Annotated in this window: 11 protein-coding genes; 1 reads left to right on the forward strand and 10 read right to left on the reverse strand. The window is 46.3% G+C overall.

The window, feature by feature from the left end; translation table 11 throughout:
- Positions 1-17: 17 nt before the first annotated feature.
- From cas2 to F4X88_17070, 8 genes are all read right to left on the reverse strand, one after another.
- The gene (gene cas2 / locus F4X88_17035) at positions 18-311 is read right to left on the reverse strand and encodes a CRISPR-associated endonuclease Cas2 (protein MYA57988.1); all 294 of its coding nucleotides are present in this window, start codon (positions 309-311) and stop codon (positions 18-20) included.
- A gap of 89 nt (positions 312-400) precedes the next feature.
- Positions 401-2,038 (reverse strand): CRISPR-associated endonuclease Cas1, encoded by a 1,638-nt coding sequence (gene cas1, locus F4X88_17040; GenBank protein MYA57989.1) that lies wholly within the window; start codon positions 2,036-2,038, stop codon positions 401-403.
- Positions 2,039-2,050: 12 nt separating this feature from the next.
- Positions 2,051-2,881: a CRISPR-associated endoribonuclease Cas6 gene (gene cas6 / locus F4X88_17045; GenBank protein ID MYA57990.1), complete on the reverse strand. Its 831-nt coding sequence runs from the start codon at positions 2,879-2,881 to the stop codon at positions 2,051-2,053.
- 53 nt (positions 2,882-2,934) lie between these two features.
- Complete coding sequence (cas3, locus tag F4X88_17050; GenBank protein MYA57991.1) at positions 2,935-5,235, reverse strand: type I-D CRISPR-associated helicase Cas3'; 2,301 nt, start codon at positions 5,233-5,235, stop codon at positions 2,935-2,937.
- A gap of 80 nt (positions 5,236-5,315) precedes the next feature.
- Positions 5,316-6,029, reverse strand: coding sequence for a type I-D CRISPR-associated protein Cas5/Csc1 (gene cas5d / locus F4X88_17055; GenBank protein MYA57992.1), 714 nt, complete (start codon positions 6,027-6,029; stop codon positions 5,316-5,318).
- Positions 6,030-6,063: 34 nt separating this feature from the next.
- On the reverse strand, positions 6,064-7,059 hold the full coding sequence (cas7d, locus tag F4X88_17060; protein ID MYA57993.1) for a type I-D CRISPR-associated protein Cas7/Csc2: 996 nt from the start codon (positions 7,057-7,059) through the stop codon (positions 6,064-6,066).
- On the reverse strand, positions 7,056-9,941 hold the full coding sequence (gene cas10d, locus F4X88_17065) for a type I-D CRISPR-associated protein Cas10d/Csc3 (GenBank protein ID MYA57994.1): 2,886 nt from the start codon (positions 9,939-9,941) through the stop codon (positions 7,056-7,058). Before cas10d ends, cas7d begins: the two co-directional genes overlap by 4 nt.
- A 476-nt stretch (positions 9,942-10,417) precedes the next feature.
- Positions 10,418-11,443, reverse strand: a complete 1,026-nt coding sequence (locus F4X88_17070; protein MYA57995.1) for a WYL domain-containing protein — start codon at positions 11,441-11,443, stop codon at positions 10,418-10,420.
- 271 nt (positions 11,444-11,714) lie between these two features.
- On the opposite strand from F4X88_17070, the gene F4X88_17075 reads away from it, so the two are divergent.
- Positions 11,715-12,752, forward strand: coding sequence for a hypothetical protein (locus tag F4X88_17075; GenBank protein MYA57996.1), 1,038 nt, complete (start codon positions 11,715-11,717; stop codon positions 12,750-12,752).
- Positions 12,753-12,918: 166 nt separating this feature from the next.
- Here F4X88_17075 and F4X88_17080 read toward each other — a convergent pair whose 3' ends face one another.
- Positions 12,919-14,391: an undecaprenyl-phosphate glucose phosphotransferase gene (locus F4X88_17080; protein MYA57997.1), complete on the reverse strand. Its 1,473-nt coding sequence runs from the start codon at positions 14,389-14,391 to the stop codon at positions 12,919-12,921.
- A 58-nt stretch (positions 14,392-14,449) separates the two neighbouring features.
- Positions 14,450-14,824 (reverse strand): hypothetical protein, encoded by a 375-nt coding sequence (locus F4X88_17085; protein ID MYA57998.1) that lies wholly within the window; start codon positions 14,822-14,824, stop codon positions 14,450-14,452.
- Between the last annotated feature and the right edge of the window lie 81 nt (positions 14,825-14,905).

Below are 14,905 nucleotides of genomic sequence, written 5' to 3' on the forward strand. Positions count from 1 at the left end.
AGAACATATTACCCCTTCTATGAGGTTATGTCAAACATTATTGCGTAAGTCCTATGTTTGTCAAGACCTTTTTTTAGACCTATCCGATCGATTTGTTTCTCACATGTCGTACAAAGATGGTAGAAGGTGATCGTGTCCTCTTGCAAATCAATCGCTTTCTCTAACCGACTCTGCAAGCGTAGCAGGGCGCGGCGATCTGTGTTGCATTCAAAAACGCTATATTGGATGCGAGTGCCAGAGTCTTTGAGGATTTTAGCGACTCTGTTCCGGCGTTTGTCATCTGTAATATCGTAAGCAACTGTGTAATGCATTTAGCGACTCCTCATTAAACTCTCACTTTCAAGGTCCATATAGAATGGCAGATTGGAAGGATGGAAGGGGGGAAGGGTAGGTTTTGGTCTTACCCAACCGTCAATGGCGTATACTGGTCAATCTCACCCGTTAGATATTTCGCTAAAAGACGCACTTGTAATTCCATCGCACGTTGAAATGTGAGTTTATATTTAAACACAGGGTGTGTAATCGTCTCATTCTTTCGCGTCTCATAAGCGGCATAGAACGCTTTCCGACAACGCGCCTTTAGATGCCATCCGCCGTGGGATTGCATAAAATCTGTAGACTTGATACGACGATTATTGATTAATGTAACCACAACGGAGTCTGCAATAATAGGTCGGAATTCCTCCATCAAATCGAGGGCAAGGCAGGGTTTACCATACTTGAGTTGATGAAAGAAACCGATGTAAGGATCTAACCCAACTGTTTGAATTGCTGACATCATATCTGCTGTTAGTAGTGAATAGGCAAAACTCAACAAGGCGTTCGTTGCGTCCGCCGGTGGACGGCGACTTCGCCGCTGGAAATCAAAACCCATCTCCGATTTGAGCATAAAGTTGAATGCGCCGAAATATGCGGAAGAAGCATTGCCTTCTACTCCCAACAATTCTGGAAGTGCTGTGGCTTTATGGATGCGTTTTTCCATGGCTTGCATCGCCTTAATGTTAGCCAATAACGGTTCCAATGTCGAATCTGTGCCGTCTGTTGCCTGCCATTTTCGGCGTTGAAGCATTGTCCGCATGTTAACCAATTTTCCGCGCACAAACGCCTTTGAAAGCGCAAGACATGCGTCCGGATGACTCGCGACCCTATGCTGTGCACAGCGCAAAAGTGAATTTCGGGACACCTGCGGTGTCAACGCGCCATGGTATCGTCCATAGGCAGAAAGAAAGACGACAGGGATTCCCGCGTGTAAGAGCGTCTGCATTGCCGGTGTCGTCAGATTAACATTGCCAGAGATGACGACTTGTCCGAGATGAATCAACGGAACATCACGGAGAATTTCGTTCTCTCTCACGACCAGAATACGTTCGCCTGTCTTTTTGATCGCACATCCCTGTTCATCGACGTATAGGACATTATCAATACCGAGTGCGGGTTTAATACGTTTTGGTCGGTCATCCAACTCATGTAGATAAGCGACCTCGTCAGGCAAACAAATCGATCGAACGCTGCACCCATTACAGCGATTATCGTGAATAGGTTTCGGAATTTTTCGGGACTCAAGGAGCGCGCGTGCTTCTGCTATATAGCGGCGCGTGGTCTCACGGAGTTCCTTGTCAAACGGAACCTTTCGTCGTCGCTTAGAACCGATGTAGAAGACATATCCGTGGGGGATCGAAATCCCTGTTTTCTCCTCTAATAAGAGTCCTTGCAAGCAGAGTTGAACCTGATCGTTCAGCCAGTTCCCCATCCCAGCCTTTTTGAATTCAACGGGATACGGGATACCGTCTTTCTCCTCAACCAGATCCGTATAACCAGACACACCAAGCGCGTCCGAAGCGAGATACTGCCGTCGAGAGACCGTCTTGTCTCCCTTTTTCCGATCCGTCACCGCTGTGTGAACGTTTTCATGCTTGATTTTACCTTCCTCAACATGTTCATTAACAACCTGATGCCCCTCAATAGATTCATAGTAGAACCGCCGAGGACAAAAAACGTAGGTGTTTATTTGTGAAAGCGGAATGTAAGTTTCTGACATCTGAAACCTCCTTTAATCAATCCGCCGCGTTTGTCCCATTCCCATAGTAGTTTTGTAGCCTGTGCCGCAGTAGAAAGCGAAATTTGCTAAGCAATTGACAGCCCGGAGCAGATCGGGATCAAGCGAATCTTCGGGATAGAAGACATAAGCACAGGTCCCCACCCATCCGAACTCGCTATGTCTTCCGAAATTGAGTTTCTTCGTCTCTGTTGCCACACTCGTCAACTGGATGTATTCTCGGACGAACGCGAGGATCTCGGTTTTGTCAAATTCCATAGGTGCGAAAGCATTCCACTTGTTCACCCAACTTTGATAGCACCGGACGAGATCGAGGTATGCCTCTTTACGGGTCTCTTGTCCGCGGGGTGTCATTCCGCGGAAGGCGGTCGGTGAGTAGAATCGGAACGACATCTGGGTATCTGTTTTTGCGGATTGGACGAGTTCAGCGTAACTCTCGGATTTGCCCCAACTCCGTTCCTCTGTGGCGTGTGAGACCATCTGTCTCACCTGAAAGACGGCTTCTCCCAAGCGAATCGGAGGCATTGCGAGTGTCAAGAAGGCTTTCCCGAAATGCTGAAATAAGGCATCATTGAGGAAGGTGAATCGGAGTCTGCACTCAGTACCTGCCCGGATGTAACACAGATTGCCTCGCTTCTTCATCTTACCAATGAGCGGTGAGACGGTAAAGGGTTTCTGTGCCGCGGGCGCGTGAACGGCTTTTGCCACCTCTGGGTTGCTCTCCTTGAGAATAGAAAGGAACGCAGCGTGAGCGTGGTGTCCCATTGTAGGTCGGAGCGTCACGTCGGTTTCCGGTATGAGTGAGATTTGTGTGCTGATAGGCATGGGTGGTCTCCTTATGTGAGAGCAATTTCAACAGCGATTAGACGTAAATCAAATTACGTAGTCTGCCCTTTCTCTTCCCATCTACCTTGCAACTCTGCATGGATTAGAAACGCTTGGGATCCGAGAATTAACTGATACTCCTGTTGTCCATCATTAAAGGCTACATTCAGTGGGTAGGAAAATTGTCCTCTCGTTTCCAGTATGTTGTTGAGGGCGTACTGATTTTCTCTCTTCGATAAAAGGCATGTAATGTACCCTTTTTTCTTCAGCGCATCCTGCATTTCAAGCGGAACAGATTCCAATCGCAAGCCTTTTAATGCGGTGGGGCCCCAACAGTGTTGACGTTCAAAGGACTCTCGATCAATCCCACCGGCATCGTAGTTGAATTGAACACGGGTTGGTGGAGTTTTCAGACTGTCAGCCCTTACAAAAAACTCACAATAATTTCCCCAATCTCCTGTGAGTTCATGGTACTTTTCCTTTCTGGGAATAATGATAAAATTACAATGTGAAAGGACGTGAAAAAGGTCATATTCAGTATGTTTCGCAGTATTCTGGAATAGATGATTCAAATCATATATACCGCAACGGATGCCGATATCCGAACCGCGAAAGTTGAATAGCGACTGAATAGGAGTGTATTTCTGCTCCGCGTACGCAACAATTTCCGATCGGTTGTTTTTGAGAAGTGTCGCAAGTATTATTTTCTCCTTTTCTTTCGGCAACTGTTCAAAGGTTTCCAGTTCCCCTTTCATCCATGCTTGGTGTCGACAGTAACTCCACGCAGCCCGTTCCCATTGATGCCGGATATAATCATTGTAGGTATTGTCTTTAAAAGCATTAATGACAGTTTCATAGGTAAAATGCCACTGAATTTTTTTGAACATTTCGTCAAATGTTGTGTCGCTCTGAGGTGCGAAAACCTGTTGGATTGTCTCAAAGAGTTCTTTAATTCTGTCCTGCCGTTCTTCAAGTGTTCGCCTGTAAAGTTCGTAAAGCGGATAGAATGCTTCAAGCACTGCATAGGACTGAATATAGTGGTAAAACTGGTTATCCTCTCCGAGCGACTCTTTAACGAGTGTTGCAAATTCTCGGCGGTCATAAGTTTTCCCTTGCCGTAATTGTGCGCGAAGTTTTCCTTGTACAAATGCATGCGCGATGCTGGTGTGTGTGGTGTCATCCTTACCGAGCAATCTACCTGCCCGTCCAATCCGCTGTGTGAATTCCGCTCCATAAAGAGCATCAAAACAGACAAAATCAATGTTTTGCCGTGATTTGTCCATTTTTTTGAAGTTGTAACCGATGTCTACTGTTGGTGTCGCGAGAACAAGCGGAAAAGATGTCGTTGCGTCACGCCTCTCTTGTTTACTGACAGCACCCGTAATTAACCCAATTTTTTCTTTCAGTCCTACCGTTTGCAGCGTCTGCTTAATTTCATTAATCGTTCGGAGAGAACTACTGATAACCGTGCCTTCCTTTCCAGAGCGCAATGGATCGCTAATCCACTCAGGGCGTGCCTTAAGTAAATTCTGCATTTTGCCACTATGTATCGTCAATTCAAGTTCAGAAAGCGTCTGTATTTTCTCATAACTATTGCTTTCAATCGGCTCGTTGTCTGGACTGATATGCGCGTATTTCAGCCCTATCAAGTCAAGATAGGTGAGGACCTTCTCATCAGGTGTCGCCGAAAGCAGGCAGACCTTCCGTCCGTTATTATCAAAGTAACCAAACTCCTTAGACAGAATGAAAAACATCAGAAAACTGGCGAGTTGCTTGGCGTTGTAGTAGTGAAACTCGTCAATGACAATGTAGTTGAAATCCTGTAAGAAATGACTGAAAAGATTTGCGCTGTCTAACTTTGAATAGACGCTGTAAAAGCAGAGGTAAAAAATATCGGGATTTGTGACGAGAATTAGGGGGGCTTGCCGTGTCATTTCAGGGAAATAGTCACGGGGGTTTTGAATCAGCTCGTGCAATTTTCTCGGATTTCTAAGACGATAACCGGGGTCATCAATGACCTCCCATTCGCGAAGTCTCTGCCCAGTGACTTCAGCAACACAGAAATTCAATCCATGTTCCTCAACAAACTCTCGAATGTCATTTGTGTGTTGATGAATCAACTCATTTGTCGGTGCGATGAACAAAACATTTTCGTTTTTCAAATCGAAAAGTCGAAGCAACGAAGCACGAGTTTTTCCTGTTCCCGTGTTGTAGGTGTTGATGACAAGATCGTTTGTTTTTAAGGCATCGTATGTTCGCTGTTGATGATAGAGCGGCGGATGTTTTAGGTCAAACGCATTCGTCGGACTAATTTTTTCATAACCTGCGTTTAGATTAATCGTGATCTCTGACATAGCAAACCTCCAAATAACCTATAGGGTGTGATTGCCCCATCTCATAGGCAGGACACACCCCACAGATAGTTGAGTTCCGTCTAAAAATCGGTGTAAAACTGCATCCGTGCCGGTAGTAGCGTTTTATCCTCCACCAATTCATAGAAATCCCCAGACAATTGGACTTGGCGAATTAATGGTGCTGGTCGTATATTGAGCAGGTCAAACATACCGATCTGTGTATTTGATGGTAAATCGTTAGGATTCAGATAATTACTGTAGGACACATCCTCTGCGTGGGTTTGACGATACCGCTGTCTGTAAGCAGAGATTTTCGTTTTGCTCATGAACTTACCGAGACGGATATAACGCGGCACGCGAAACTCGTCGCGGCTTGTTACGTAAAAAACGCCTTTGTTGCCTATGGACAGCAGCTTCAGTCTTCCAATCTGTGGGAAGTTCGTCGCTCTCGCCTTTAATCGTGGATTGAAAATACGTTTCCGATTGACCGAGATGGCGTTCTGCTCCATCTGATACCAATATGAATCAGAAAGGGCGTTGAAACGTGTCACCGTGAAACGTGGCTGCTCGGTCAATGTGCCGGGCGTAACATAGATACCCGCCTCGTTGAGTTTTTCCAAATCCTGAGCGTAAGTGATTTCAGCAGCATTATGGTAACCCGCACTGCACAATCCAAGGGCATAAGCAAGGGCGTAATTACCAATGACTGCCTCCGTCTGAAAGAAGTTGTTTACCTCGCGGCTAGCGAAAAAGAGGTTTTCCATGAGTTCAAACTCACATCGATAAATATACATGAGATACCTCCAACATAGGATAGGTAACCCTACCTTATGTTTCACGCTCGCGATAGAGTGCCGTAATGTTATCTAACAACCCTTTCACTTCATCCGGCGATGCGAATGTTTGCTGAATTTCACCAATTAACTCAGTTAACTCCGAGTCGGTGAGTGGCTGCACACTGCCGATAACTTCACCCGTTAACGCTGCGACCGCATCGGCAATTACCGACTCAACCTTATTTTCGTCAAGTGGGAACTGTCTACCTTCTGCTCCGAGACGGTCATAAACACACTGCGTTAGTTCCAAATTGCTGAAGATCTCACAATCGCTAAAGATGGCCCCGACAAGTGTATTCCGCATCTTACCAAGCCGTGAGGAGATAGCACCGTAACGGCGACTCCGCAACACGTTTGCTATTACATAGTGGATCTCGTCCGATGTCAAATCTTTGAGCGTCTGCATGTCAACGAACAGTGTTTCTGGCTTGACGTACTCATCTTCCTGAATGCTTGCGGATGCCTGTCCGGTAACCGGATCTCGCATTGTGTTGTTATCGTAGAGTGCGTTGAACGTCCGCTTTGCTGTAACGGTTTGGTAGGGTAGAACACTGAAGGCATCGTCTGTAATGACGCGAGACTTTTGCGCGCCCCCACCGCCGACGGCATAACCATAAATCATGCAGTCGGCACAAATACCACACGGTTTGTTGCGATTTAACGCACAGATATTATCCTCAGCTTCCTGACGATTCCCCCTTGAGTCTGCAGCGTAGAATAATAAGTTATGCTGACGTAAGAGTTCACGTCCTGTCCGCCGTTCAATAGCTGTCTGTTTACGTTTACTAATTGTCACGCGAGAGATAAGATCACGCGCCTCAAGTCCGGCATGGACTGTATCTCGGCTCAACCCCTCACCGGACCCCTCGGTGCGGAAAATCATTTCTGACTCCGCTTTCCGCAAGACAATTAGCGTCAGATAACGGCTCTGTGGAAAGTTTTCGTATTTTTCAACCATAAAGTCGGTATAGTTATTCAGAATACTCATGATTGCTGTTCCTCCTTGTCTCTATCACGCTTTGGGACCATTTCGGTAATAAAATAAAGATACCCAGAACGAATCCGTTTCCGGTTTTCAAGCAAATTAAGCAGATTGCCTTGATAAACGCCTTTGTAGATCTGATCAAAAAGGACGGTGACAAATTGCGAGATGTTCTCCAATTTTTTTATCCCGAAGAACCGCTTATCAAGACGTTCAATCGCTCGGGCGACCTCTTTGGACATGATAGCCCGTGCTTCTTCTTCAGTTTCATGCTCTGATTGCCAACGTTCAAGGCTGTCAAATGCGACATCAAGCGGTTTAGCGAGTGAATTATCCTTGAGACTCTCACCCTTCAACCGCCCTTCCCACGCAATGCGGGCAAGTTCCTTAATGTGAGACATAATCGTCTCTCCTCCTTTCTGTGCCACGACATCGGCGATAAGTTGTGCTGTGTCGCGGACGGTTACGAACTGTCGCGGTTCATTTCCGGCTTGTTCGCGTTTAATCATTCGGTGGGTTACGTAGTAGAGTTCAAGCACGTCGTAATTTAAACTCCGAATCAAGCGCACCAGATCGTCCGCGTCAATACTTCCAATTTTTGATCGGATGGTATGCAAGTTCAGGAGTTGCTTAAACGCTTGCTGCGTCATATCACTGTCAAGGTTGTTATCCGGCAACCATCCGCGAAATGCGGGGGGGATATGGTCGATGAACAGATGATTGAATTCATCATCGGAAAAGAGTGGGATTGACGAATCGGTCAGCACCGCACGGGATCCTAAAAAGCGTTGATATAACAAAGCGTTTTCGATTGCGAATAAAATGTTCCCCGTATGATTGTTCCCGGGTGTATTCACCGGGATCGTTAGAATGTTACCGAGTGCCTCTGAGAACTTCGGAATTGGGTTTCCGTTGACTTTTGTCTGTGAAAACGTCAGTTCCAACTGGGTCTTTTCCTGATAGTTCCGAAGGGCATCGTCTGTTTTGAGAAAAACGGACGGAAAATCGGGATTTTGGAAATTCTCCTGTGCCCGTTGGAAAGCCCGAATAAAAACCTCCGTAAAAAACGAGATTGGGTAGAGATGAATAAAAAATGTTGCTGTGCTGCCTCCGACATTGTAACAGAGTTTGTCAAGCATGTATTGGGTTCGGCATACACTACAGACTCGGCGTTTCGGTTCACGTGATGAGCCGCCTTCAAGCCGATTGGAAAATTGTTGCACCTTGATATTTGCTGGCACATCTGGTTTCATCCAGAGGGCAGTATCAAATTCCGAACCGCAGGTGCTACACTGAACGTGGTTATCCTTAACATAACGTTTTAAGTTTGTGTTGAAACCCCGATTCCTACCAGCAACAAAGTTGAAATCAACGTATTTGAGAACGTAATCGACTAATAGTCCAAACTCGCTTTCGGTTTCTAAGGTCTCTAAAAACTGGATGCCGTTTTGGACAATCAACTCGTAAATCTCATCAAACTCGCGACCGGTATTGTAAAGATCGCGTCCGATGATGTAGCCGCGGTCCCAAAGGGCATTGAACAATGCATACCGCTCATGATAGGTTGTATCTTCAGTATCCAGCGGCAATTCAAGTAGTCCATAGATGTGTAACCACGCATCAGGGAGAGCCTCGGAAAAATGTTTATTCAAGAAAATATAGTATGTTCTGACCAATTCTCCAAGTCGAATAGCGTCATCATCATGTGGTAGTCGGTAGGTTTCTGTCTCTAAGATTTCATCAAGCAACGTTCGCTGTCCAACCGTTCCATTTGGATCAAAAAGAGGTAGTTGTCCCTCTTGATGTTCAACGACATTCGGATCTGGTTCACCCAACTTATCCCGAATTCCTTCAAGCCTTTCCCGACACTTGGCGTTCATCGCATCTACTTTCGTGTTTGCGACATACTTCCGCTCGCTGATGATATTCCGGACTTCATTCCAAATTTCCCCAAAAGATACGCCGAGTGTAATGCACTTTTCATCAACTTTTATACCAGCAGGGCTGCCTTGAATAAACTTGATGAATTCTCCACGAGTCTTCGACTCAATGTTACGAACAACAGCGTTTCCAATTTCTGCGATTTCATCGGTTGTGATGTGGATATCGCGTTCTTGATCGACGAGATACGCTACACCCTCAGGATAATAAAGCAGCGGCAGTAAGTCTTTTTCCGATTTGAGGCACCTCACAATCTCATTGTGTATGAGGTTCGTCAAAATACCGCGCTGTTCGCTCACTTTATGGTATACGAATTTGTACTGAATATCATCAAAGACGCTATTGAGTTCTATGAGAAAGTCCCGTTTTTTTGCACGTTCCTCAAGTGTTTTTGATAGGTCAATGACATCCATTGCACGGATAATCGGGACAAGATAATTGAGAAGTCTGCTTTTATCCAATGAATACGGATTATAAGTCTGATCGAGGGTTTCAGCATAGGTGTTATAGAACCGCGAATGGGCGCGGACCAAGACCTCAATATCCTTCAAATAATCTTGCCATTCCGGGAAGAAGGGGTCTATCTCAAGGTCAGTCAACACGTCACTGATGTTTTCTGCGTTTGCCAGATAGTTAAACGAACGCTTTTGATCCTGAAATTGACTAAGCTTGTTCAAATCATGGACGCTGAAAGCACTGAATAGGACCTGAACTTCAAGGTTATCTAAATCTAAAATTGGACGTAACCGTTCCAGAACGCAAATCCCGTTGAGAATATGGAGATAGAGCGACTCACCAGCCTTCGCGCCATATTGGATGATCTTCTGATAGGTACGTAACTTCCTGTTAGCGACTTTGTCCATATAATTTTGAAGGATGTCACTGGTCCCCGAATCAATCCCAAGGGTCAATAATAAATCTTCAATTTCGGATTTCCGTTTTGCCATGATGTCTCCTTTCTGATTTCATCAGTTTGAGTCGTGTACCATCGCGTAAATGTGTAATCGCTCTTCAATCTACCTTAAATTATACTACATAAAATTTGCGTTTTACACCAATTACAAAAAATTCGACATAAAAATCGAGAAAATAGGTCTTTTTTTTGTAAAAAATTCAGAAATTGCGAAAATTTCTTGACTTTTTGTGCAAAAAGGGGTATACTGTGATCAGATAGTTCACTTGCAGAAGTAAAGTAGCAGCCGAAGACTATTGCGTATGCTGAGCTACCTACCGACCGGTCAGTAGGATAGGTTGCCCGCCTTCTCACCAAGGTGGTTTTCTGCCCCATATCAGAAGTAAAATCACAGCCGAAGACTATTACGTACGTTGAGCTGTCTCCCGGCCGGGAGAATAGGTTGCCCACCCTCTCACGGGGGTGGTTTTCTGTAGTTTATCCAATAGGGCGGGACCGCTGTGTTCTGCTCTAATCTCCCGAATAGAGGCAATGCATCCGGCGCACAATCTCCTGAAACTCCGCACGGAATTCGGGTGGGTCCAAGACCTCCGCCGCATCCCCAAGACTCAACACCCAAAACGTGAACTCCTCTTTCGGCACTTCATAACGGACAATCACCGCACCATCGGCACACCGTTCTACAATCTTTTGCGAGGGATGACGCTGCTTTTCTTCAACCAGATACGCCTTGTGTGCGGCAATTTTGAGTTTTACGTTGATCGGTTCACCGCTGAAGAGTCCCCATCGAGGTGCTAAACTCTCGGAGAGTGAAAAATCCTCAGAGGGTTCAAACGGCTCATCACTCAACATAACGCGGCGGAAACGGACAATTTTGAAAGTGAGTGACGGGGTATCTGACCGATTGGAGCGTGCTTCAAGATACCAATCCTCCTTCCGAAAGAAGATGGCATACGGATGGAGTAGATGGACGACAGGCTCCGATTTTCCACCGGGCTGATAACTCGCACGTACCGCCTTTTGCTCGTAAAGTGCCTCTTCCAGAACGCGAAAGTGCTCCTCAACATCATTATTATTCTCCCTATACGGTGGAGCTTCCTCTGAAAGATAGAGATGTCCCTCAATTTCGTTATCCGCCTCGATTTTGTGGAGTTGAACCGGTGTATTCTGCTCCAATCTCGATTGGATGTGCTCCGCAAGGGTGGTGTCGAGTTTTTCCAGAACGCGTTTGAGAGATTTCTCAAAACGCGCCTCTTTTGCAAGCGGTGAAGCAGCAATCACTAACTCCAAGACGTGCCTCTCTTCGGCTGTGATCCTGGGCCAGCGCAGCAAACGTTCTGTCTCAATCCAATAGGATCCTCTATCCTTTTTCAGGTTGCAGCATTCCTTGATAATCTTCAGGTCATCATAGATGCGGGTTATATCAATATCATAGAAGCTCGCGAGGGATCGGACTGTGATACCGTCTACCTTCTGGAGATGGTCTATTATGCTCAAGATACGTCGCACCTGTTTTCTACCATCGTTATAGCCCATATTTTCCTCCTTTGTAATCGAGGGACTTCTCTTTTCAACAATTGGGTTGACAGACGGGGGGGTATCCTCTATTATGTCTGAGAGTTTACGTGGAAGCACAGTTGCCAACAGTATAGCAGTGCTGAATATTTTGTCAAGTGAACCGTATTTCCAAAAAATATAGCTTGCAACAATACGCAAAATACCCAAGCAAAAACACGCAAGCGGATCTACGGAAAATCGTTTTTTGACACCAATTCACCTGAACGAACCGCAAGGAAAATTAGAAAAAATGTATAACGCTGAAACACATTTTAAAAACTTATACGATACCGTGCCGAGACTGTATGAATTCCATGAGACCACCCGGGAAGGGTTGTTGACATGGCAGGCACTTTTTCGTCCGAAGTTGCGGGAAATCCTCGGCTTAGACAACATGGAATCCGATCTCAAAGGATACGTCCCAAAAGCAGAGCAACTCGAAGTCTTGGATATGGATGACCATTTCCGAGAGAGTTGGTATCTGTGGGTCGAGCCGACGGTGCCGCTGCCGTTTTACCTACTCCGTCCAAAAACGATTGAAGGAAACCAAGTGCCGCTCATCCTCGCACCACATGGACACAATCCTCCGCATCTCTATGCTGGCATCGCACACACAGAAGCAGAGGAAGAACACATGCTGGAAGGGGAACGGGACATCGCTCGACAGGCAGCCGTTGAGGAGGGATATATTGCTATTGCGCCGACGACGCGGGCGTTTGGTGAGACGCGCACGGCAGCGGATAAGCAGGCGAATAATACACACTCCTGCCGACACCAGTTGGTTCATTGCATACTCGTTGGACGGACCCCGATTGGTGAGCGGGTATGGGATATGTCGCGCCTCATTGATTGGGCGATAGCGGATTTACCCATAGATGCCGAACGCATCGCGATTACTGGCAACTCCGGCGGTGGGACGGTATCGCTTTTCGCCGCGGCATGCGATACACGTATTGCTGTAGCAGTACCGAGTTGCTATTTCTGTACGTTTGAAGGGAGCATCGGCATGATCCGCCATTGCGAATGCAACTATGTGCCGGGGGTCATGCGACTTGGGGAGATGTACGATGTCGCAGGCTTAATCGCACCGCGTCCATTTTGCGCGATTGCGGGACAAGGAGACGGGATTTTCCCCATAGATCACGTCGAGTTCGCGTATGAACGTTTGAAGACTATCTACGAGGTTGCTGGTGTTGCGGATAGGTGTGAGCTCTTTATCGGAGAAGGTGGACACCGTTATTACAAAGCCGGCGCGTGGCCCTTTGTGCGACGGTATTTTGCAGAATAGATATGAATTATCGCGAGCCGCGCCTTCCAGAATCAGGATGGAGAGTAGATAATGCCTGTTTGTTGATTCCTTTTCTTTAAGAGATCGCGCGGATGCCTATTCCAGCTGCACCCGAGCCAAAAACCCGTCCGAAACGAAGTAGAGGAACGGCCCAGAGGTCCATGGTTTAAATACCTTTTTTGATTGCCCATAATGTTTTCAAGATAATCTTGATGTCTAAGGCGAGAGACCAATTTTCGATGTAATATCGGTCATAAGAAATCCGCTCTTCAAGGGAGGTATTACCGCGCAAGCCGTTGACTTGTGCCCACCCGGTCATGCCAGATTTAACGCGCTGTCGAGCGAGATAGTGCGGGATTGATTCACGGAACGTATCAATTAATCCAGACATCTCTGGACGGGGACCGACGAGGCTCATATCGCCTTTGAGAACATTGAAGAATTGCGGCAATTCGTCTAAACTCCAGCGTCTCAAGAATTTTCCAAGTCGGGTTTGCCGGGGGTCATCGCTTTTTGCCCATACATGTCCAACTTTTTCCTCAGCATCAACTTGCATGGAACGGAATTTGTAAATCTTGAACCGCGTTCCACCCCTACCGACCCGTTCCTGACGAAAAATTGCTTTGCCCGGTGAGGTCAAGCGTATAGCGATCGCAATTGTTAGCATGAGCGGGCTTAAGGCTATCAATGCTGATGCGCTAAGGACGATGTCTATAAGACGCTTGGCGATACCGCGTCCGCCCTGCATCGGTGTCTCCCTTAATTGTAGCACCGGTATATCCTCAAAAAAGGTAATCGTGTTCCTGCTGTCCCTGATGAATTCAGAGAGTTCAGGCAGGACGTTGATTTGGACGGGTATTCCTTCGCAGGCGTGGAGAATCTGCAGGATAGTGTCATTTGGCACAGTCGGGGATACGATGAAAAGCGTATCAAGTCGATGTTTTCGCACCAGTTCAAGGATGTCTTGGCTTTTCCCAAGGGACTGCAATTGGCTTTCGGGTAAGAGGTTGTGGGAGGGGTTTGTAACCCCGATTTCCCCCTTGTTGACTACTGGCTGCTGACTACTGGCTGCTGTTTCACCAATTATCCCTACCACTTCGTAACCGCTATCCGCTTTAGTATTCAGAACGTTAATGAACTTTTCGACGCGGACATCGTAGTTCCCGACGATTGCCAGTCGATTTACGCCCATCCCTTGGGCGTGAATTGATTGGCGGAAACGATAAAGCACCCATCGGCCCAAGAACAACCCCACGAGACTGAAACCAGTCGCTAAGAGCATAACCCAACGCGAGTAGACATCGTGATGGTAGATGAAAAAGAGGGCGGCTAATGTGGCAATGAGCGAGATACCCGCGGCTTTACAGAGCGTCCAAAATGCCGAAAACGTCGCGTTACTTTCTGGACGATAGAGTTTTAGTGCCTTCAACGTCATTAGCCATATTATTGCCATGAGAGGGATAAGCCGAAAGTAGTCGTCAAGGGGTGGGGAACCCCCTTTGTGCAGGGACAGGACTTCAGGAGTCCAACCCGATTCAAACCGGACCCAGTATGCTACGACAATTGCAGTAGCGATGAAACAGATATCTAACAGGACTGTGATCGCGATGAGCAAATGGTCGAGCGTTTTACTGTTCATTGCCTATTTTAAGCTGTGTTACGTCTCACTATTCTGCTCTTTGTAGTCAGAACTGACGTTATATGAAAGATAGTTTGTAGTGCTTATCTTCCAGAAGTTCGACATGCACAGTTCTTCCCATAAATTGCCTATACGCGATACGTTCATTATCAAAGTCATGGATAAAATCGGTGATAGCATCATCAAGAACCACGTCACATTCCCAGGTATAGGTGTCTCCGTTTACCGCGAGATATTCTATGGATACCGTTTTAAAATCAACGTTAATTTCAAGATAATCCAGATTTGAATCATCTTTCAGATCTGTGTCGCAACACAGAAAATCCCTTAATGCTGACGCCAACGGACACCCCCCACCATCTTCACGGATTCCTTCGTAAACATGATCATTTGTTATTTTAAAGACTTTGCCGTTTATATCCAATTTATTCATCGTTATAATCTCCATTATTGTCACGTAAAGCGTAATTGCGGATTGACAAACTGTTGAAAACTTTTTCCTCAAAAACCAAAA

This window comes from Candidatus Poribacteria bacterium (assembly GCA_009839745.1).
GTDB lineage: Bacteria > Poribacteria > WGA-4E > WGA-4E > WGA-3G > WGA-3G.

Coding starts and splice junctions, on each gene's coding strand:
- cas2 (MYA57988.1), bottom strand. CDS start 311: ATGCATTACACAGTTGCTTACGATATTACAGATGACAAACGCCGGAAC.
- cas1 (MYA57989.1), bottom strand. CDS start 2,038: ATGTCAGAAACTTACATTCCGCTTTCACAAATAAACACCTACGTTTTT.
- cas6 (MYA57990.1), bottom strand. CDS start 2,881: ATGCCTATCAGCACACAAATCTCACTCATACCGGAAACCGACGTGACG.
- cas3 (MYA57991.1), bottom strand. CDS start 5,235: ATGTCAGAGATCACGATTAATCTAAACGCAGGTTATGAAAAAATTAGT.
- cas5d (MYA57992.1), bottom strand. CDS start 6,029: ATGTATATTTATCGATGTGAGTTTGAACTCATGGAAAACCTCTTTTTC.
- cas7d (MYA57993.1), bottom strand. CDS start 7,059: ATGAGTATTCTGAATAACTATACCGACTTTATGGTTGAAAAATACGAA.
- cas10d (MYA57994.1), bottom strand. CDS start 9,941: ATGGCAAAACGGAAATCCGAAATTGAAGATTTATTATTGACCCTTGGG.
- F4X88_17070 (MYA57995.1), bottom strand. CDS start 11,443: ATGGGCTATAACGATGGTAGAAAACAGGTGCGACGTATCTTGAGCATA.
- F4X88_17075 (MYA57996.1), top strand. CDS start 11,715: ATGTATAACGCTGAAACACATTTTAAAAACTTATACGATACCGTGCCG.
- F4X88_17080 (MYA57997.1), bottom strand. CDS start 14,391: ATGAACAGTAAAACGCTCGACCATTTGCTCATCGCGATCACAGTCCTG.
- F4X88_17085 (MYA57998.1), bottom strand. CDS start 14,824: ATGAATAAATTGGATATAAACGGCAAAGTCTTTAAAATAACAAATGAT.